The sequence below is a fragment of the Cryobacterium sp. TMN-39-2 genome, assembly GCF_004402745.1.
In the GTDB taxonomy this organism is placed as follows: domain Bacteria; phylum Actinomycetota; class Actinomycetes; order Actinomycetales; family Microbacteriaceae; genus Cryobacterium; species Cryobacterium zongtaii.
Window position 1 is genome coordinate 12,048 of the sequence record NZ_SOFX01000034.1, and the last position, 17,586, is coordinate 29,633.

The window sequence follows — 17,586 nt, forward strand, 5'->3', positions numbered from 1 at the left end:
ACGCGCGTGCCCGGTTGTAAAGCAGGATTCCTTCATGACCGAGGCCGTGCGCATCATCACCGAGCAGGTGCGGCTGCGCGTGCGCCGCGACGGCGTCGACCTGGCCGCCGACGACGCCCTCGCCGACCAATACGTGCGCGACGAGGTGCGCCGGTACAGCGAACGGGCCCTCGGCGGATCACTGCCTTTGCTCACCGATGAGTTCCAGGCCAGCAGAGAGGTGGTCGCCGCGCTCACCGGGTTCGGTGCCCTGCAACCGTTCCTCGACGACCCCGACATCGAAGAGATCTGGATCAACTCGCCCAGCCGGGTTTTCGTCGCCCGTGACGGTGTGCCAGAGCTGACCCCGATGGTGCTCACCGAGCGGGAGGTGCGCGACCTGGTCGAGCGGATGTTGCAGGCGTCCGGCCGACGGGTCGACCTGTCCTCGCCGTTCGTGGATGCGTCCTTGCCCGACGGCTCCAGACTGCACGTGGTGATCCCTGACATCACCCAGCGATACTGGTCGGTCAACATCCGCAAGTTCACCCGGCGCATCCGGGACCTCACCCAGCTCGTGGCGCTGGGCGCGCTCACCCAGCCGGCCGCGGAGTTCATGCGGGTGTGCGTGCGTGGCGGGCAGAACATCCTCGTCTCCGGGGCCACCCAGACCGGAAAGACCACCATGCTCAACGCGCTTCTGTCGGCCACGCGTCGCACCGAACGCATCATCACGGTGGAGGAGACCTTTGAACTGAGCGTCGGCGCGCGTGATGTCGTGGCCATGCAGTGCCGGCAGCCCAGTCTGGAGGGCGCGGGCGAGATCACCCTGCGCCGGCTGATCAAGGAATCACTGCGGATGCGGCCGGACAGGCTCGTTGTGGGTGAGGTGCGTGAGGCGGAGAGCCTGGACCTGCTCATCGCGCTGAACAGCGGGTTACCCGGCATGTGCTCGATCCACGCCAACAGCGCCAGGGACGCCCTCGCGAAGCTGTCGACCCTGCCATTGCTGGCCGGGCGCAACATCGACTCCTCGTTTGTGCTGCCCACCGTGGCAGGCTGTATCGACATCGTGCTGCACTGTGAGATGGACCGGCACGGGCGCCGCCGGGTAACCGAGATCATCGCACCGAGCGGTCAGCTGACCGGCTCGGCCATCGAAGCAAGCCCGCTGTTCCTCATGAAGAACGGGGTGCTGGAACACACCGGCGGATTCCCCACCAAGCTCGCCAAGTTCCGGGCCGCCGGTCTCGACCCGGCCGAGGTGCTGCGGAGGGGAGCGGCATGACCCTGGTTCTGGGCAGCCTGCTCGGGGCCGGGCTGCTTCTGCTGAGCTCACCGCTGCTCTGGCCGGCCACCGATGGTGCGTCCCGCAGCGGCCGGCTGGTGTCGGGCTGGCGGGCCCGGCTCGCGCAGGCCGGCTTCGGGTCGGTGCCGGTGCCGGTGTTCGCCGCGCTGTCTGCGGTGCTCGCGGTGGCTTCCGCCGCGCTCGCCGAGGCGGTGCTTGGTGTGCGAGCGCTCACCCTGGTCGTCGGTGTGGTCTGGCTGGTGTTGCCCTCCCTCATCGTGCTGTGGCGGGCCAGGGCCAGGCGGCGGCTGAACCGCACGGTCTGGCCCGATGTGGTCGACCACCTGGTCTCTGCCGTGCGGTCGGGGCTGGCCCTACCCGATGCCGTGAGCAGCCTGGCGCAGGCCGGGCCGGTGGTCACCCGCACGGCGTTCGCCGAGTTCGAGCGGGAGTACCGGGCCACCGGCAACTTCGGCTACAGCGCCGACACCCTCAAGGCCTCCCTCGCCGACCCGTTCGCCGACCGATTAATCGAGACGTTGCGGATGGCACGGGACGTGGGCGGCAGCGACCTCACCGTGGTGCTTCGGAGCCTGTCGAGCTGGTTGCGGCAGGATGCCGCGGTGCGCGCCGAGGTCGAGGCCAAACAATCCTGGGTGGTGAACGCCGCCCGGCTGGGCGTGGCCGCACCGTGGATTGTTCTAGTGCTGATCAGCAGCCGACCGGAGGCGGCCCAGGCCTTCAACACCCCGGCCGGAACCGTCGTCATCCTGGGCGGTCTCACCGTCTCGGTGCTGGCCTACCGGGTGATGCTCATCGTGGGGCGGCTGCCCGAAGAACGCCGGTGGTTCCAATGACGGCGCTCGCCTGGGGTGCCTTCTTCGGGTCGGTGCTCGGTATCGGACTCTGGTCGCTGGTGAGCCTCACCCCGCGGCTGAGCCGGCCCCGGCTCGCGAACCGGTTGGCGCCCTACCTGCTCGACGTGTCGGCCGAGGCACGGGTCTTCGTGGGCCGCCGCTCTGTCGACCCGATCCCGGTGCTGGGCACCCTGTTCTCGCCGGTGTTCGAGACCCTCGCGCAGGCCCTTGCCAATGCGCTCGGCGGCGCCGACATCATCGAGCGTCGTCTTGCGCAGTCGGGCTCCTCCCGAACCGTCGACGCCTTCCGGTCCGAGCAACTGGCGTGGGCGCTGATCGGCGCCGCCGGCGCACTGCTGTTCGCACTCGGCACGCCGCCGGGCCGCAGCTGGCCGCTGATCGTGCAGGTCGCGGCGCCCGTCGTCGCGGCCGGAGCGGGGGTGCTGCTGCGGGACACCCTGTTGAAACGGGCGGCGACGGCACGCCTGGCCCGGATCGACAGCGAGCTGCCCACCATCTTGGAGTTCCTCACCCTGTCCCTCGCGGCCGGTGAGGGCATCCTCGATGCTCTGCGCCGCGTTTCCCGCAGTACCTCGGGGGAGTTGTCCCGCGAGTTCGCCGGGGTGATCGGTGACGTTCACGCCGGAGTTTCGCTCAGCACGGCGCTGACCGAGCTGTCCACCCGGATGCGTCTCATGTCACTGACCCGGTTCGTGGACCAGGTCGTCGGAGCGATCGACCGCGGCTCTCCGCTCGCCGACGTGCTGCGGGCCCAGGCTCAGGACGGCCGGGAGGAATCCAAACGGCATCTGCTCGAGGCGGCGGGCAAAAAAGAGGTGGCGATGATGGTGCCGCTGGTGTTCCTGATCCTGCCGATGACCATACTTTTTGCGATTTTTCCCGGCTTGTTCGTGCTGCAGGCCGGTTTCTAGACGTCTCCGACCGACACCGTTCCAGCTGCATCGCCCCGCTCCATCCGTGCACCACCGAGAGAAAGCAGGACACCGTGAGCCTCACCACCCAGTTTCAGAACCGTATCCGCATTGGGCTGCACGACGAGAGGGGTGACGTACCGGGCTGGGTGTTGATCACCCTGATGACAGCCGGGCTGGTCATGATCATCTGGGGTCTGGCCGGGCCCGCGCTCAGCGGCATCTTCGAGCAGGCCATCGAGCGGGTCAGCGGCATCTAGCGGATGCCCTGATACCGACATGATCCGCAGGTGGCGGTGTGCGCACGGCGACGCCGAGCGTGGCACGGCGGTGGCCGAATTCGTCATGGTGTCGGCGCTGCTCACCGCTCTCACGTTGGCGGTCCTGCAGCTCGCGCTCGCCCTGCACATCCGCAACACCGTGCTGGATGCGGCAGCGGAAGGCGCCCGATACGCCGCGCTGGCCGACAGTGGCCTCGAGCAGGGCGCCGAACGCAGCCGCGACCTGATCACGGCGGCGCTCGGACCGGTCTACGCCGCCGATGTCACGGCCAGGTACGCCGATGTCGCCGGGCAGACCGGCGTGCAGGTGCGGGTGGTGGCCCCGCTGCCGATGTTCGGTCTGTTGGGTGTGGACCGTGGCCTGGAGGTGAGGGGACATGCGGCCGTGGAGGGGTTGGAAACCGAGTGACCGATGGTGGCTGCCGACCGGCGAGCGCGGGTCAGCCTCGCTCGAGTTCATCACCGCCGGGCTGATTTTGCTGGTGCCGCTGGTCTACCTGGTCCTGACGATGTCCGTGGTGCAGGGCGGTGCGTTCGCGGTGGAGGGTGCGGCCCGGCAGGCGGCCCGGGTGTACGTTCAGGCGCCCACCGCCGGCGCCGCTGAGGCCCGCGCCGAGCGTGCCGTGCTGGTGGGGCTGGCCGACTACGGCATCGACGCGGCCGCCGCCGAGGTGAGCATCACCTGCCCGGGGTCCGCCGTGTGTCTGTCACGTCGCAGCGTGGTGACGGTGACGGTGCGGGTGCTCGTTGATCTGCCCTTTGTGCCCGCCGTCATCACCCAGTCGCACGGCGGCAGCATCCCGCTGCAAGCGTCGGCCACCCAGACGGTGTCCAGATTCTGGCACGAGGGGTGACCCCGATGGCGCACAGGGCCGGCGTCGGCACCGGCCGCAGCACCCGGGGCGAGGACGGTTCAACCCTGCTGATCACCGTCTTCTACGGCTTTCTGGCGCTGCTGGTGGTGCTGATCGTGGTCGCCGCTACGAGCCTCTACCTCGAGCGCAAAAAGCTGTTCACGCTGGCGGATGGGGCGGCGCTCGCCGCGGCGGAATCGTTCACCCTCGACTCGGTCGCGATAGAGGCCGGTGAACTGCATGCGGCCCTGACGACCGGCGAGATCCGTGCCGCGGCGACGGCTTACCTGGCCGCCGCGGAACAGCCGGGGATCGACAACTTGGTGCTGGCCCGCGCCGACACGGCGGACGGCCAGAGCGCCACGATCACCCTGCAGGCCTGGTGGCGTCCGCCCGTGTTCACCCTGTTCGTGCCCGATGGCCTGCCCGTGGAGGTCACGGCGGTGGCCCGGTCGGTGTTCCACTGACCGGTGCCACGGGTCCCCTGCAGTTCACCGGAGGTTCACCACCGCTCTGCGCTGCCCGGTTAGCCTCGTCGCGTCGGTCCGGGTCCAGGGCCAACCCACACACCAATTCCAGGGGGAACACCGTGTACCGTGCGTCCAAGTCATCCATTCGACGGCCAGGGCGCAGCGCGCTCATGGTCGCAGCGACCGGCCTCATCGCCGGCGCCAGCATCCTCGCTCCGCTCGGCGCATACGCTGCCACCGACGACCACGGCGGGGCTGCCCGCAACACCGGCGACAAGACCGCTGCCATCCGCGAATCGATCGTCGACGGGCCGGCCAAGAACGTCATTCTCCTTATCGGTGACGGCATGGGCGACAGCGAGATCACGGTGGCCCGCAACTACGCTGAGGGCGCCGCCGGCGCGTTCGCCGGAATCGATGCGCTGCCGCTGACCGGCCAGTACACGACCTACGCGCTCAACAAGGACGGCACCCCGAACTACGCGTCGGAGTCAGCCTCCACCGCCAGCGGCTGGTCAACCGGCACCAAGACCAACAACGGTGCGCTCTCGGTCGACATCGCAGGCACCCCCCAGTCGACGCTGCTTGAACTGGCCAAGGCCAACGGGCTGCGCACCGGCAACGTGTCGACTGCCGAAATCCAGGATGCCACCCCGGGCGCGCAGATCGCCCACATCTCCGCTCGCGGCTGCTACGGACCGGTGAAGACCACGGCGAACTGCGCCTCGGAGGCTCTCGAGAACGGTGGGTTGGGCTCCATCTCCGAGCAACTGCTCACCCTGCGCCCCGATGTGGTGCTCGGCGGCGGTTCGGCCACCTTCAACGAGAGGGCCGTCGCCGGCGACTGGGCCGGGCAGACTCTCTTCGAGCAGGCCACCGACCGCGGCTACCAGCTGGTGAACGACGCAGCGGGCCTGGCCTCGGTCGCCGCGGCCGACCAGAGCGCCCCGGTGCTCGGACTCTTCACCCCGGGCAACTTCCCCACCCGCTGGATCGGCCCGGACGCCACCGTCGGCGGTGCCGACCTCGCCCCGGTCTCCTGCACAGCGAACCCTGCGCGCCTGGACACCGGCCTGTCCCTGGCCTCTCTGACCGACAAGGCCATCGACTTGTTGTCCGCAGACAGCAAGCAGGGCTTCTTCCTGCAGGTCGAGGGTGCCAGCATCGACAAGCGCGACCACGCCGCAGATGCCTGCGGCCAGATCGGCGAGACCATCGACCTCGATGAGGCCGTGCAGTCTGCACTCGCCTTCGCCAAAGCCGACGGCAACACCCTCGTCGTGGTGACCGCCGACCACGCCCACACCAGCCAGATCGTCGGATCCACCCCGCCCGGGCTCAGCGTCGCGCTGACCACCGAGGAGGGCTCGCCCATGCTCGTGAGCTACGGCACCGCCGAAGCCGGCGAGTCACAGCAGCACACCGGATCCCAGGTGCGTATCGCCGGTTACGGCCCCGGCGCGGCCAACGTGCTCGGGCTCACCGACCAGACCGACCTGTTCTTCACCTCGTCCAGCGCTCTCGCCCTGAACACTGACCTCAGGTCCCTCAGCGCCGCCGCCACGCTCACTCTCGACAAGGCCACGGTGACCCCCGGCGCGGACTTCACCGCGACGGGCGCGGGGCTGGCCGCCGACTGGCGCGCCACCAGCGAGGTGAGCACCGCCGCTTCGGTTGACCCGCTGGGCGTCGCCGACGTGATCGATGGTCAAGCCGTGTTCACCGGCACTGCGCCGACCGCCCCGGGCCGGTACACCGTCACCCTCACCGGTGCCCAGACCGGCGTCTCGGTGTCGGCCACGCTCACCGTCGCCGCGGCCGGTGTGACCCCGGCGCCGACTGTTGATCCGCCGGCCGGAGCGGTCTCAGGCGCGGGCCCCACGAAAACACCTGTGGCGGCAGGCGTCGCCTCGGCCATCGGCGGCGTCCTCGCAGCCACCGGCGCACAGGTCGGCCCGCTGGTGGGCGCAGCCGCGCTGCTGCTGGCTGCGGGCGGGGTGCTCCTGGCGGTTCGTCGCCGCCGTAACGGCCTCCTCCAGCCGTAGACCGTTCGGGCCGGCTGCCTGAAATGCCGGTGACGGCCGCTCCTGTCGGGGCGGCCTTCACCGTTGGCAGCGAGGCTCGGTAGAGTTCCAGACATGAAACGCATTGACTACTACGGCAGAAGCTTTACCGTCTCGGACCGCTTCGCTGACGCTCTCGTGAGCTACCTCAACGACGCCGTGACCTCGGGCAAGCCGTTGGGGGAGTTCTTCGAGATGCGCTGCTACACCACCGACCCCGGTCAGACGGTTGACGTCACCATCCAGGTGGTGGCGGGCGTGCCGCTGTTGGTCTACCCGGCCGATGCGGTCTTCGACGGGGTCGCCGAGATCGAGGACGACCCGGCCGCCGTTGGCCGGTTGGGCTACCGGCGCAGCTGACCCGGCGCACCGCGTGGCCATGCTGCGGTGGCTGGCCGGTAGTGTCGTCGGAGTGCCGCATCCGGTCGGCGGGGGAGAACAGTGACAGCCAAGCGTGACCGCCTCACCGGCGCCGGAGCCCAACTCGTCACCGAGGTGACGATCAACTACGGCTCGTCGTTGGCCGGGCTGCTCATCCCCGTGGTCGGTTCGCCCGTCGTCGTGGCGGTGCGCCAGCTCGTGATGGCGATCACTGTGCTGCCGTTCTACCGGCCCAAGTTCGTCACCTTCACCTGGGCAAGGCTGTGGCCGGCACTGATGCTGGGCGTTGTGCTCGCGGTGATGAACCTCACCTTCTACGAGTCGGTCGACCGGCTCGGCCTGGGCGTGGCCGCGACCATCGAGTTCCTCGGCCCGTTCGCCGTGGCGCTGGCCGCGTCCCGCCGAGCACTCGACTTCGTCTGCGCGGCCGCTGCCGCCGGCGGGGTGTTCCTGCTCACCTGGTCGGATGGCACACTCGACCCGTTCGGCATCGCCTTGGCGCTCACCGCCGCGGCCGCCTGGGCCGCCTACATTCTGCTCACCCGCCGGGTGGCCACCCAGCTGCCTGGCCTGGAGGGCATCACCATCGCCAGCCTGGTCAGCCTGGTGCTGCTCGTTCCGCTGGCGCTGGTCACCGTGGATTACTCGAAGCTGAACTGGTGCGTGATCGGCCTTCTCGTCGCCGTGGGCGTGCTGTCCTCGGCGTTCCCGTACACGCTCGACACCTTCATCCTGCGCCGGATCACCCCGCGGCTTTACGCGATCATCACGAGCTTCGGTCCGGTCGTCGCGGCGGTCTTCGGCGTGCTGGTGCTCGGAGAGACCCTGCTTCTGCAGCAGCAGGTCGCCATCGTCGTAGTCTGCGCCGCGGCCGGCGCGGCGATCGCCACCCAGCGCGAACAGCCGGTGTCCGACCTCGAGCGCACCGCCCGCGCCATCCCGTAGCGGTGCCGTCGGCGCCATCCGCGCACGCCTTTTCGAAGCGACACCCCCGCCGACGAGCCGCAAATGTGCCCTTCGCGCACTCTGAACGTGTCTGCGAGCTCAGTCGCGGGTGGGGATCGCTTCCAGGGCATCGGTCTCGAGCGCGGCCACGAACTCGTAGGCCACCAGCTCGCGGGGGGTCTCTTCGATGCCCATCAGCGGGGCCAACACCTTCGACTCGTCGAGGGCGTTGAGCTTGCGGGCGGTGGGCAACACCTGGCGCTCCATCGAGCCGACGAAGCCGTTGTAGTCCTTCACGGTGCGCTCGATCGCCCTGCCGAGCTTCTCGATGTGGGTGGCGGTGGTGGCCAGCCGGGAATACAGCTCACGGCTGAGGTCGAAGAGCACCTGGGCATCGTGGGTGAGCACATCCTGCTGCCAGCTGAACGCCACCGTCTTCAGCACCGACCACAGGGTGACGGGGGAGGCCAGTGCGACGCGCTTGCTGAACGCGAACTCCATCAGGGACGGGTCGGCCTCCAGCGCCGACGAAACCAGCGATTCGCTGGGGATGAACGCGATCACGAGCTCGGGGGAGGCCGCCAGGCCCTGCCAGTAGGCCTTGCTGCCCAGCGCGGTGACGTGGTCGCGCACGGCCTTCACGTGCGCCTTCATGAACATGGCGCGTTGGGCGCCATCCGCACCGGTCGCCGTCGCCGGAATCTGGCTGGCCTCGAGGAACGCGGTGAAGGGCACCTTGGCGTCCACGGCGATGTTCTTGCCGCCGGGCAGGTGCACGACCATGTCGGGCCGGCCGGCGCCGGCATCCGACGTGATGCTGGACTGCACGTCGAAGTCGACCCGTTCGATGAGCCCGGCGGCCTCGACCACGCTGCGCAGTTGGGTCTCGCCCCAGACTCCACGGGTGTTGTTGGCGCGCAGGGCCGAGGCCAGGGATTCGGCGGTGCTGCGCAGGCGCTCCTCGGACTCGGTGGCCGAGCGCAGCTGTTCGGTGAGCTCGCCGTGCTGCAGGCTGCGCTGCTGCTCGAGCTCGGCTACCTTCTGCTGCATGTTCGCCAGGCTGTCTTTCACGGGGGCCAGGGCCTGCAGCACCTGGCTCTCCTGTCGGTCCCGTTCGGTGCGTGCAGCCTGGTCGTCGCGCTGCCGGTCAACGATCTCGCGGTACTGCCGTCGCTGGTCGGCGATCTGGTCGCGTAGGCCGTCGGCGGTGGCCTGCATCGAGGCGAGCTCCTCCCGCAGTAGCGACTGCACACCGGCCTCCCTGGCGCGGGTGTCGGCGAGCACCACCTGATGCCGGGCCTCGAGCACGGCCGGATCATCGAGTGCAGGGCCGGGCGACCGGCGACGCTGGAGGAACACGGCGCTCACGAGGGCACCGAGCAGCACACCGAGAAGCAGGCCGAGGAGAAGCGCGAGGAGATCCATGCGGCCAGTCTGACAGCGGCCACCGACACCGCCGGGAGCCGGGACGCGCGTCGTACGGCCGGAGCTGCCCAGAGCAGTCGGTGCCGGCTAGCTCGGTGCCGGCTGGCTCGGTGCCGGCTAGTTCAGAGCCATCGGGCCGTGCGTGGCGCGGTGTTCCAGGGTGGCGACCGGGCCGATCACGCCGACGTTGACGCCGCAGATGCGGGCCAGGTCTTCGATGGTGTCGACGCCGTGCCGGTCGGCGGCGTGGATCATGATCGCGGCGCAGGCCTCGGAGTCGGCGAGGGCGTTGTGGTGCGAGAAGTCCTCGAAGCCGGCGGCCATCGCCGCGACCGGCAGCCGGTAGGAGTCGAGATGGTAGGTCTTGCGGGCCACCTGCAGGCTGCACACGTAGCGGAAATCGGGCACCGTCATGCCCGTGATCGCGGATGCGGTCTTGATGACACCCAGGTCGAAGCCGGCGTTGTGTGCCACGAGCACGTCGCCGTCGGCGAAGTCGACGAGGTTGGGCAGCTGCTGCGACCAGCTCAGCGCCGCGGCCACGTGCTCGGGCCGGATGCCATGGATTTTGATGTTCCACTCCTGGAACAGGTCGTGGCCCAGCGGGGGCTTGATGAACCAGCCGATCTTGTCGACGACGACGCCGGCGCGCACCTTCACCAACCCCACCGAGCAGGCCGAGGCGGCCGAGGAGTTGGCGGTTTCGAAATCGATGGCGGTGAAGTTGACGGGCACGCCTCATGGTCTCACGCGCCACCGACGCTGCCGTGCCGCGGGCATCCGCCGGCCGGGGCTTGGTGTGGAGGGGCGCGTCCGAACAGGCTGAGCCGGTACCATGGACTCTCGTGGCTCTTACTATTGCAATCGTCGGACTGCCCAATGTCGGCAAGTCCACCCTCTTCAACGCGTTGACCAAGAACAACGTGCTCGCGGCGAACTACCCGTTCGCCACCATCGAGCCCAACGTTGGCATCGTCAACCTGCCCGACCACCGCCTGGCGAAGCTGGCCAAGGTGTTCGGCAGCGAGCGTCTGCTGCCGGCCCCGGTGTCGTTCGTCGACATCGCCGGCATCGTGCGCGGCGCGAGCGAGGGTGAGGGGCTGGGCAACAAATTCCTCGCCAACATCCGCGAAGCCGACGCCATCGCGCAGGTCATCCGTGGCTTCGCCGACCCCGACGTGGTGCACGTCGATGGTGCGGTCAACCCGGCCGGTGACATGGAGACCATCAACACCGAGCTCGTTCTCGCCGACCTGCAGACCCTCGAAAAGGCGATCGTCCGGTACGAGAAGGAGACCAAGGGTCGCAAGCTCGACCCGAGCGTTCTCAAGACCGCGCTCGAGGCGCAGACCTTCCTCGACACCGGCAAGCCGCTGTCGGCGTCGAAGATCGACGTTGAGCCCATCCGCGAACTCGGCCTGCTCACCACCAAGCCGTTCATCTACGTCTTCAACGTCGACGAGGCCGTGTTGCAGGATGCCGAGAAGCTGGCCACGCTGGCCGCCCTCGTCGCTCCGGCCAACGCCGTGTTCCTCGACGCCAAGCTCGAATCCGAGCTCGCCGAACTCGACGAAGAGGATGCCGCCGAGATGCTGGCCTCCACCGGACAGGAGGAGAGCGGGCTCAACCAGCTCGCCCGCATCGGCTTCGACACTCTGGGCCTGCAGACCTACCTCACCGCCGGCCCCAAGGAAACGCGGGCCTGGACCATCCACAAGGGCTGGACCGCCCCGCAGGCCGCTGGTGTCATCCACACCGACTTCCAGAAGGGCTTCATCAAGGCTGAGGTCTTCGCGTTCCAGGACCTGATCGACGCCGGCTCCGTGGTGGAAGCCCGCGCCAAGGGCAAGGCCCGCATCGAGGGCAAGGAATACGTCATGCAGGATGGCGACGTCGTGGAGTTCCGCTTCAACGTCTAGTGGATGTCAGCTTTTAGTGTCTTCAGACGACGTCAGGGCTTGCCGGCCCGAGACCGTTGGGTCGCGGCCCGGCATTGCGCTCGGATGGCTTTGTAACGTTCCTCAGGGTGCCTAACGGCCCCGTGCCGCCGAGGTGACCAGGTCACTCTTTTCCAAAGGCTTGCCGGCCCGCAGTGCAGCAGTCCAAGCGTCGGTGTCGGCGACGGCCGCCCAGTTCGATTGAAGCAGCGTCATCAGCGTCTCGTGAACCTGTCGGGCGGGCGCGTTGCCCGCCTCATTCCCGAGACCGATCGCGCCGGTCGCATCCGAGAGGACTTCGACGACGAAGCCAAGCGGTTCAGCGGCCGCTGCGGAGGCAAGGACGCAGTTGTTAGACATGTATCCGACGAGGGTGATCGTGTCGATGCCCTGGTCACGCAGCCATGCTTCGAGATCGGTGCCCGCGAAGACGCTGGAGAACTGCTTGCTGATGTGCTTGGAAGCCCGGTCCTCAAAGGCTGCCACCTCGGGGTGGTTCTGGAAGGTCGCCGATCCGGCGGCGAAGACCGGAGCCTCCGTGGGGAGCTCGTGCTGGACGAGTACGACCGGAGTGCCGGCCTGCTCGGCCGCCTCCATCGCCGCGCGGATGCGCGCGATGGACTCAGTACGGTCGGGGTACTGGATAGGGAGGAGTCCTTCGAAGTACTCCTTCTGGGTGTCGATGACGATCAGGGCGCGGCGTAGTGCTGTCATGTCATTCTCCGTTTCATAGGGTGGGGATGAGGGGGTGATTAGATCTAAACGCGTGAAAGGTCGTAGTGATCGGCGATGAGTTCAAGCCCGCGCCGATCCAGTTCGGCCGAGTGGCCGCTGACGACGAGCGTGACCTCGTCGACGCCGGTGCGCTCCTGCAGAGCTTCGAGCCGGTCGGCCACCCTGGTGGGGGTGCCGTGGAAGCTGCGGTTGGTGTAGGCGTCGAGGACCTGCCGCTCCTGCGTCGTGGCCGGGTACGCCTCGACTTCGTCCGGCGGCAGCAACAGGTATCCTTCGCGTTTGAACATGCGCAGCATCGCCATCGCTGACGTCGCGGCCTGGCGCTTCGCCTCGGCAGCGTCGTCGCTGATCGCGACGGGAACGCTCACGAGGGTGCGAGGCTCGGCGAGCAGGTCGGAGGGCTGGAACTCGTCGCGGTAGAGACGCAAGGCCGTGTCGATGTCGGCATCGCCGAACTGCAGCGCGAACGCATAGGGTCGGCCGAGCTGCGCGGCCAGACGCGCGGAGTACGGCGAGGAGCCCAGCACCCAGACCTCCGGCCTGGTCGAGGGTGCGGGCACCCGGTTCTGAGCTGCCTGCCACGGTCCAGGCACTGCGTGGACCGCCCGATACTGATGCCCGGGCGGGAACTCGTCGCCGAGGAATCCGAGCAGCTCGAGCACCTGCTGTGGGAAGCGGTCGTTGCCGTCCGCGCCCCGGCGCAGCGCTTCAGCTGTAGCCCCGTCGGTGCCGGGAGCACGCCCCAGTCCGAGATCGATCCGGCCCGGGGCCATCGCGTCGAGCATCCCGAACTGCTCCGCGATCAACAACGGTGCATGGTTCGGGAGCATCACCCCTCCCGCGCCGAGGCGTATGCGTGCCGTCTCGGCGATAAGCCGGGCGATCATCAGCGGCGGCGAGGACACAGACGGCGCTCCCATGGCATGATGCTCCGACATCCAGAACCGATGAAACCCCCGCCGGTCCGCCGTACGGGCCAGTGCGATAGTCCCCGTGAGCCCTTCCTCGGCGGTCGTCCCGACGCCGGTTCCGCCGCTGGCGAGCACAGACAGTGCAAATGGTGCGGTGCCTGATGGGGGCCCGAGCTGCATGCAATTACCTCAATTCTCATGGGAAAGTATATTTTTTGACGTGATCGAAGCCTAACAGAGACCTCACGGGAGAATGTGGCTGATACCATGAGTAATGTGAAGGAGACAACGCAGATTGCCGTGCCGGGTGCCGACGAGCACCCTTGTCTCGCTCTGGTCAACAGTGTGAGCATCCTTCCCAGAGGCAAGCGCCATGACGATTTGGCCGACCCTGAGGCTGTGCGGGCTTGGCTGCTCGCCCGCGACCTGATCGTCCCGGAGGCCCTGCTGCACGAGTACTGCCGGGGAAGGATAGTGGCGCTGCGCGAAAGCCTGCGCGGCGTCTTCGCTGCGCACACCGCGGGAGAGGTCCCTCCGCCAGATGCGATTGAGGCCCTCAATCGCACACTGACCAGTGCCCCAGGGGCCCTGCTCTTGCGGTTCGAGCCGACGAAGGGGTATACCCGAAGCGCCGATCACCCGACGACCCAGGTGGTCGAGCACGTCATGGCCCTCATCGCCGAGGACGCGGCCACGTTGCTCGCCAGCGAGGACGCGTCGATGCTCGCGTCCTGCGAAGCGGATGGGTGCTGGCGGTTCTTCCTCCGCACGCATGCGCGACGGCAATGGTGCTCAACAAGGTGCGGTGACCGAGTGCGCGCAGCCCGCGCCTATGCGCGCAAGCGTGCGCACGTAGCGCACGGTTAAGCCGATCTCCTACGGGCCAGATTCCACGGTCTGCAGCGTCGACCTGCCTGCCCAAGGCGATAGCCGCTTAGAACACGTGTTCTTGGCGGCTGTGCGCTTTTGTGGCCACCGCTTGGTCACAATAACGCCTGTTCAGGGCGACATCAGGTGAGGTGACGGCAAGCTAGCATTGGGGTTGCTCGGGCCGTCCGGCGTGCGTGGGATTGGGGGTGGTCCGAATGAGACTGCATTGCGCTGCACAACCCTTCGGACACGGGATCAAGAAGCAAGAGACGTTGATGAGCCGTGACGTCCAGAGCGTCGTTCCTCTCGCCGTCGCCGAGGCGAAGCTATGACCCGCGACTCGACCCCCCAGCCCACAGAGGAGGGTCAGCAGCACCAAGATTCCGAGACTGGCGGGGCCGCTGCGGGGACCGTGGCGGGAAGTACCCTTCCGGTCGTGGCCGGCGGGCCTCCGTCCCACTGGCTGTTTTGGTCCTACCTGTGGCGGTATTCTCTGCTTTTTGTCGTTCTGATCGGTGGCTGGGGAACGTACTGGGGGATTGTGGGAGGCGCCGGCAACCCCGCATATACCGATCAGGCCATGGTCGTCGACATGGCCGTCACCGGCTTCACGTTCGGAGCCCTGGGCCAGGTAATTGCCTTCGCCGTGGCTGTAACCCTCTACGTGCGCTCGGCGCCTGCCCGTCGGCGGTGGGCAGCACACCGGGAGGCCGGTTGGACGACGGCGCAGTGCAGGGCCGATGACGCTCGCCGGTCGGGTGTGGAGCACACGCGGATGCTTAATGCCCGTCTACGCAAACTCGGGCTCCGCCCGGTTCCGCCCCCCACTCCGTGGACGCCTCCGCCGCCCAAGAAACCGACCATAATGAGCCGATTGTCGGTTGTGCTGTTCCTTCTCATGTTCGTCGTCGCGGCCGTCATCTTTGCCAGTCCGTGGTTGGACACGAGGGTTGTCCAGTCCATTCGGTGCGAGGTGATGTCCGCCGAGCCGAGAACGACCTCAAGCGGATCGAGAGGGTCAGTGACGACCGTGTCCGTTCTGGTGAAGACACAGGACTGCGGTCCGCTGGCAATTCACTGGGGCGTGACCAGCGATAATCAGGACGAGATCGCAGCCAGCTTCATACCCGGGGCGACCTATGAGTTCGACATCGGCTGGTTCAGCCGCACGTTCTTCAAGAACGGAATTCAGTCGGCGCGGGATTATCGGCTGATCGGGTGACCCGCCTGAGTCCTGCGGGAGCCACTGGCGCTGGCTCGTGGCTATCATGGAGACCTTGAGTAATCCCATGCTGACGGCAGTCATCCATGTCTCAGATGCGCTGGATCCGGCTAGGGGAGACGCAGCGGATCGACACGAGAATCGGATCCATAGTGAACTACGCAGCACGGCAACTACGCGCTCAACAACTGGTGCAGGAGATAGACCTCCCACGCCCCCTGAATTCGGAAATCCTGCACCACCATATGGAGCAGATCCGCACGAAGAAGATCGTCGTCGTGCAGGCGCCTCAGGGAATGCTTGACAGTGGAATCTGCGCGCTCTGGCTCGAGGTGGCCGGTGAAGAATTCGAGCGGATCTACTGCGCGCCAACAGACTCGGCCGTCCACCGGCAGCAGTTCGTGAATCATGAATTCGGTCACATGATCCTCAACCACAAGAAGATGATCATGCCGGCCGACAGGGTCGCGCTTCTCGCACCCCTCATCCCGATGAACGCCATTGTCGCGGCGCTGTCCCGAAACAGCTTCACCGATGAGGAAGAGGCAATGGCGGAGGCTATCGGGGACGAGCTTGCGATGATCCTTCGGAAGGACGCCTCACAAAGCAGGCGCGGAGCCGAGACCGGATTCGGGCAGGTTCTCTGATGTTCGCTCTGATCGAATACGCGGTGCTCGCGGCACTCTGGGGCACGACCCTGCTCCTCGTGCCGAGCGCGCTCCGCGGCAAACGGCGTCTGCTTTTCTGGTTCATGGTGGCCTTCGCCGTCACCATGTCGCTGATCACCGACGGCCCGTATGCATTCGTCGACGGACTCTTGGGCGGAGTCGACCTGACCTATTTCATCTTCCACGCGACTGCGATCATCTGTGTGGCCCTGTTCGACTGCCTCATCCAGACAGCTGTCTCAAAGGACGGACTCACCTCAACCCGAAAGCGCTTTGCGTTGTGGGGAGTGACCGGCCTCATCCTCATTCAGGCTGCCCTCTTCTTCACCAGCGGCTGGGAGATTGACAACATCCAATTCATCGGCCCTGGCAACTGGAGTCAGCTGGTCTACAGCTTCACGACCTGGATTGCGCTGATCGTTCTTGCGATTTCGACAATGGTCGCGTGCTCCACGGACTACAAACGCCAGTCGGACACAACGCTCAAGACGGCACTGGTGATCATCTTTGCCGGGTGCGCGGTCGTATCGCTCTACGTCGTCATACAGATGGGTGTGGCGATCAACAGGGCGTCAGGTGGCACCCACGTCAGCGTGATAGTTGATTCCATATCGGTGGCTTGCCCGCTCCTTGCGCCCGTTCTGCTCTCGGTCGGTCTCGGTCTCCGTCTCCTGGTCGGAGTTTCCAGGAGCCTGAGCGACGCAGGCAGAAGCCGTCGGCTGCTGTGGAAGGTCACCCCGCTGTGGGAGCGGCTGCTGGCTGACCGACCTGAGCTCAGCATCGAAGCACCGACGTCACGGCTAGCGCTCTGTTTTCGGGGGAGCCACGCCTTGCACCTCCACCGCCGCTACGTCGAGGTTCGGGACTGTCTCCTTCTCCACCCCGACCAGTCACTCTCAGCTCGCGAAGTCAAACTCATCCAGAGGATCGAACAGCATATTCGGCAGGCGTCAGATGCATCTCGCGGGACCACAAACGACTCGAGGACCGATGAGTACCAAAACGCCTAGTGAAGCGGGTGGGACAGGGACCCCACTGCCCACTCCACAACTGGAGCTTGCACGCAAGCTGAACCTGCTGCTCGACGTAGTGGTGGCCGAAGGAAACACCCCGTATACCTACCGCGAGATCGCCGCGGGTCTCAAAGCCAATAAGGTTTCCCTCTCGAGGGCCCGATGGCAGTACATGGTCAGGGGGGAAGGCCCACTGGTCAGTGACGTCCTGCTTCTCACCGAGATCGCAAATTTCTTCGGGATTGCACCCGAGTACCTGCTCGGGTCCGACGATGACCTGCCGGAGCGTATCGACTCTCAGTTGGAGTTGGTCCGCATGATCCGAGTCAAGCGAGTAATCAACTTCGCGGCCCGAACCCTCGGGGACACGTCACCAGAAGCACTTCGCGAGATAACGAAGCTTCTTGAGGACGGGTTGTCCGGCGGCTCTGACCTGACAGCCGAGTAGCACCAGCACCGCTCCGATAGAGGTAGGGTTAGACATGTCCAAGGGGGGACAAGGGCAGAGGTACGCCGGGAGCCAGGGGACGGGGTTTTGGGGGGCCGGCGCGCTTGTGACGGGTTTGAGGTGGATCACCTTCCATCCGAAAACGTCCCGCCGCGTGGGGGGACGCGGCGGGACGCACCGTGACCATCGGGGTGGGGGGACTCCTCAGGTCACGTACCAATTCTATGGGCGACCGCAGAAGCCTCTGGCCAAACTTCGTCGACGTCCAGCGTTGAGGAATCCCAGGATTCCGTGGCTAGCACTAAAT

General features: G+C 67.0%; 20 protein-coding genes. 16 read left to right on the top strand and 4 right to left on the bottom strand.

The window, feature by feature from the left end; translation table 11 throughout:
* Nucleotides 1-34: 34 nt before the first annotated feature.
* The 10 genes from E3O57_RS12465 to E3O57_RS12510 all read left to right on the top strand — a co-directional run bounded on the left by E3O57_RS12465 (nt 35) and on the right by E3O57_RS12510 (nt 8,050).
* Nucleotides 35-1,267, top strand: coding sequence for a CpaF family protein (locus E3O57_RS12465; protein ID WP_103480169.1), 1,233 nt, complete (start codon nt 35-37; stop codon nt 1,265-1,267).
* On the top strand, nt 1,264-2,124 hold the full coding sequence (locus E3O57_RS12470) for a type II secretion system F family protein (RefSeq protein WP_088455567.1): 861 nt from the start codon (nt 1,264-1,266) through the stop codon (nt 2,122-2,124). Before E3O57_RS12465 ends, E3O57_RS12470 begins: the two co-directional genes overlap by 4 nt.
* Complete coding sequence (locus tag E3O57_RS12475; protein ID WP_103480168.1) at nt 2,121-3,056, top strand: type II secretion system F family protein; 936 nt, start codon at nt 2,121-2,123, stop codon at nt 3,054-3,056. The genes E3O57_RS12470 and E3O57_RS12475 overlap by 4 nt, the downstream gene beginning before the upstream one ends.
* Before the next feature lie 74 nt (nt 3,057-3,130).
* Nucleotides 3,131-3,316: a hypothetical protein gene (locus E3O57_RS12480; protein WP_088455569.1), complete on the top strand. Its 186-nt coding sequence runs from the start codon at nt 3,131-3,133 to the stop codon at nt 3,314-3,316.
* 70 nt (nt 3,317-3,386) lie between these two features.
* On the top strand, nt 3,387-3,746 hold the full coding sequence (locus E3O57_RS12485; RefSeq protein WP_370028230.1) for a TadE/TadG family type IV pilus assembly protein: 360 nt from the start codon (nt 3,387-3,389) through the stop codon (nt 3,744-3,746).
* Complete coding sequence (locus E3O57_RS12490; RefSeq protein ID WP_103480166.1) at nt 3,715-4,191, top strand: hypothetical protein; 477 nt, start codon at nt 3,715-3,717, stop codon at nt 4,189-4,191. The genes E3O57_RS12485 and E3O57_RS12490 overlap by 32 nt, the downstream gene beginning before the upstream one ends.
* 5 nt (nt 4,192-4,196) lie before the next feature.
* Nucleotides 4,197-4,658, top strand: coding sequence for a pilus assembly protein TadG-related protein (locus tag E3O57_RS12495; protein WP_103480165.1), 462 nt, complete (start codon nt 4,197-4,199; stop codon nt 4,656-4,658).
* Between the two features lie 173 nt (nt 4,659-4,831).
* The gene (phoA, locus tag E3O57_RS12500) at nt 4,832-6,706 is read left to right on the top strand and encodes an alkaline phosphatase (protein ID WP_103480164.1); all 1,875 of its coding nucleotides are present in this window, start codon (nt 4,832-4,834) and stop codon (nt 6,704-6,706) included.
* A 93-nt stretch (nt 6,707-6,799) separates the two neighbouring features.
* Nucleotides 6,800-7,084, top strand: coding sequence for a hypothetical protein (locus tag E3O57_RS12505; RefSeq protein WP_103480163.1), 285 nt, complete (start codon nt 6,800-6,802; stop codon nt 7,082-7,084).
* An 81-nt stretch (nt 7,085-7,165) separates the two neighbouring features.
* Nucleotides 7,166-8,050 (top strand): DMT family transporter, encoded by an 885-nt coding sequence (locus E3O57_RS12510; RefSeq protein ID WP_103480162.1) that lies wholly within the window; start codon nt 7,166-7,168, stop codon nt 8,048-8,050.
* A 99-nt stretch (nt 8,051-8,149) separates the two neighbouring features.
* Here E3O57_RS12510 and rmuC read toward each other — a convergent pair whose 3' ends face one another.
* Nucleotides 8,150-9,475 carry a DNA recombination protein RmuC gene (rmuC, locus tag E3O57_RS12515; protein ID WP_103480161.1) on the bottom strand — a complete coding sequence of 442 codons (1,326 nt, stop codon included), beginning with the start codon at nt 9,473-9,475 and terminating at the stop codon, nt 8,150-8,152.
* A gap of 117 nt (nt 9,476-9,592) precedes the next feature.
* Nucleotides 9,593-10,210 carry an exonuclease domain-containing protein gene (locus E3O57_RS12520; protein WP_103480160.1) on the bottom strand — a complete coding sequence of 206 codons (618 nt, stop codon included), beginning with the start codon at nt 10,208-10,210 and terminating at the stop codon, nt 9,593-9,595.
* 110 nt (nt 10,211-10,320) lie between these two features.
* On the opposite strand from E3O57_RS12520, the gene ychF reads away from it, so the two are divergent.
* On the top strand, nt 10,321-11,394 hold the full coding sequence (gene ychF / locus E3O57_RS12525) for a redox-regulated ATPase YchF (protein ID WP_088455577.1): 1,074 nt from the start codon (nt 10,321-10,323) through the stop codon (nt 11,392-11,394).
* Between the two features lie 111 nt (nt 11,395-11,505).
* Here ychF and E3O57_RS12530 read toward each other — a convergent pair whose 3' ends face one another.
* Both E3O57_RS12530 and E3O57_RS12535 read right to left on the bottom strand, forming a co-directional pair.
* Nucleotides 11,506-12,126: an isochorismatase family protein gene (locus tag E3O57_RS12530; RefSeq protein WP_103480159.1), complete on the bottom strand. Its 621-nt coding sequence runs from the start codon at nt 12,124-12,126 to the stop codon at nt 11,506-11,508.
* A gap of 44 nt (nt 12,127-12,170) precedes the next feature.
* Nucleotides 12,171-13,238 carry an LLM class flavin-dependent oxidoreductase gene (locus E3O57_RS12535; protein ID WP_103480158.1) on the bottom strand — a complete coding sequence of 356 codons (1,068 nt, stop codon included), beginning with the start codon at nt 13,236-13,238 and terminating at the stop codon, nt 12,171-12,173.
* Between the two features lie 96 nt (nt 13,239-13,334).
* On the opposite strand from E3O57_RS12535, the gene E3O57_RS12540 reads away from it, so the two are divergent.
* From E3O57_RS12540 to E3O57_RS12560, 5 genes are all read left to right on the top strand, one after another.
* Nucleotides 13,335-13,925, top strand: coding sequence for an ABATE domain-containing protein (locus E3O57_RS12540; RefSeq protein WP_241990404.1), 591 nt, complete (start codon nt 13,335-13,337; stop codon nt 13,923-13,925).
* Between the two features lie 583 nt (nt 13,926-14,508).
* Nucleotides 14,509-15,150, top strand: coding sequence for a hypothetical protein (locus tag E3O57_RS12545; protein WP_241990405.1), 642 nt, complete (start codon nt 14,509-14,511; stop codon nt 15,148-15,150).
* 152 nt (nt 15,151-15,302) lie between these two features.
* Nucleotides 15,303-15,797 (top strand): hypothetical protein, encoded by a 495-nt coding sequence (locus E3O57_RS12550; protein WP_133159859.1) that lies wholly within the window; start codon nt 15,303-15,305, stop codon nt 15,795-15,797.
* Complete coding sequence (locus E3O57_RS12555) at nt 15,797-16,828, top strand: DUF6545 domain-containing protein (RefSeq protein WP_103480157.1); 1,032 nt, start codon at nt 15,797-15,799, stop codon at nt 16,826-16,828. Before E3O57_RS12550 ends, E3O57_RS12555 begins: the two co-directional genes overlap by 1 nt.
* The gene (locus E3O57_RS12560) at nt 16,809-17,279 is read left to right on the top strand and encodes a hypothetical protein (protein WP_103480156.1); all 471 of its coding nucleotides are present in this window, start codon (nt 16,809-16,811) and stop codon (nt 17,277-17,279) included. Before E3O57_RS12555 ends, E3O57_RS12560 begins: the two co-directional genes overlap by 20 nt.
* The last annotated feature ends 307 nt before the right edge of the window (nt 17,280-17,586 follow it).

Coding starts and splice junctions, on each gene's coding strand:
- E3O57_RS12505 (WP_103480163.1), top strand. CDS start 6,800: ATGAAACGCATTGACTACTACGGCAGAAGCTTTACCGTCTCGGACCGC.
- E3O57_RS12555 (WP_103480157.1), top strand. CDS start 15,797: ATGTTCGCTCTGATCGAATACGCGGTGCTCGCGGCACTCTGGGGCACG.
- E3O57_RS12530 (WP_103480159.1), bottom strand. CDS start 12,126: ATGACAGCACTACGCCGCGCCCTGATCGTCATCGACACCCAGAAGGAG.
- E3O57_RS12560 (WP_103480156.1), top strand. CDS start 16,809: ATGAGTACCAAAACGCCTAGTGAAGCGGGTGGGACAGGGACCCCACTG.
- E3O57_RS12490 (WP_103480166.1), top strand. CDS start 3,715: ATGCGGCCGTGGAGGGGTTGGAAACCGAGTGACCGATGGTGGCTGCCG.
- E3O57_RS12470 (WP_088455567.1), top strand. CDS start 1,264: ATGACCCTGGTTCTGGGCAGCCTGCTCGGGGCCGGGCTGCTTCTGCTG.
- E3O57_RS12465 (WP_103480169.1), top strand. CDS start 35: ATGACCGAGGCCGTGCGCATCATCACCGAGCAGGTGCGGCTGCGCGTG.
- E3O57_RS12545 (WP_241990405.1), top strand. CDS start 14,509: ATGGTCGTCGACATGGCCGTCACCGGCTTCACGTTCGGAGCCCTGGGC.
- E3O57_RS12495 (WP_103480165.1), top strand. CDS start 4,197: ATGGCGCACAGGGCCGGCGTCGGCACCGGCCGCAGCACCCGGGGCGAG.
- E3O57_RS12535 (WP_103480158.1), bottom strand. CDS start 13,238: ATGCAGCTCGGGCCCCCATCAGGCACCGCACCATTTGCACTGTCTGTG.
- rmuC (WP_103480161.1), bottom strand. CDS start 9,475: ATGGATCTCCTCGCGCTTCTCCTCGGCCTGCTTCTCGGTGTGCTGCTC.
- phoA (WP_103480164.1), top strand. CDS start 4,832: ATGGTCGCAGCGACCGGCCTCATCGCCGGCGCCAGCATCCTCGCTCCG.
- E3O57_RS12475 (WP_103480168.1), top strand. CDS start 2,121: ATGACGGCGCTCGCCTGGGGTGCCTTCTTCGGGTCGGTGCTCGGTATC.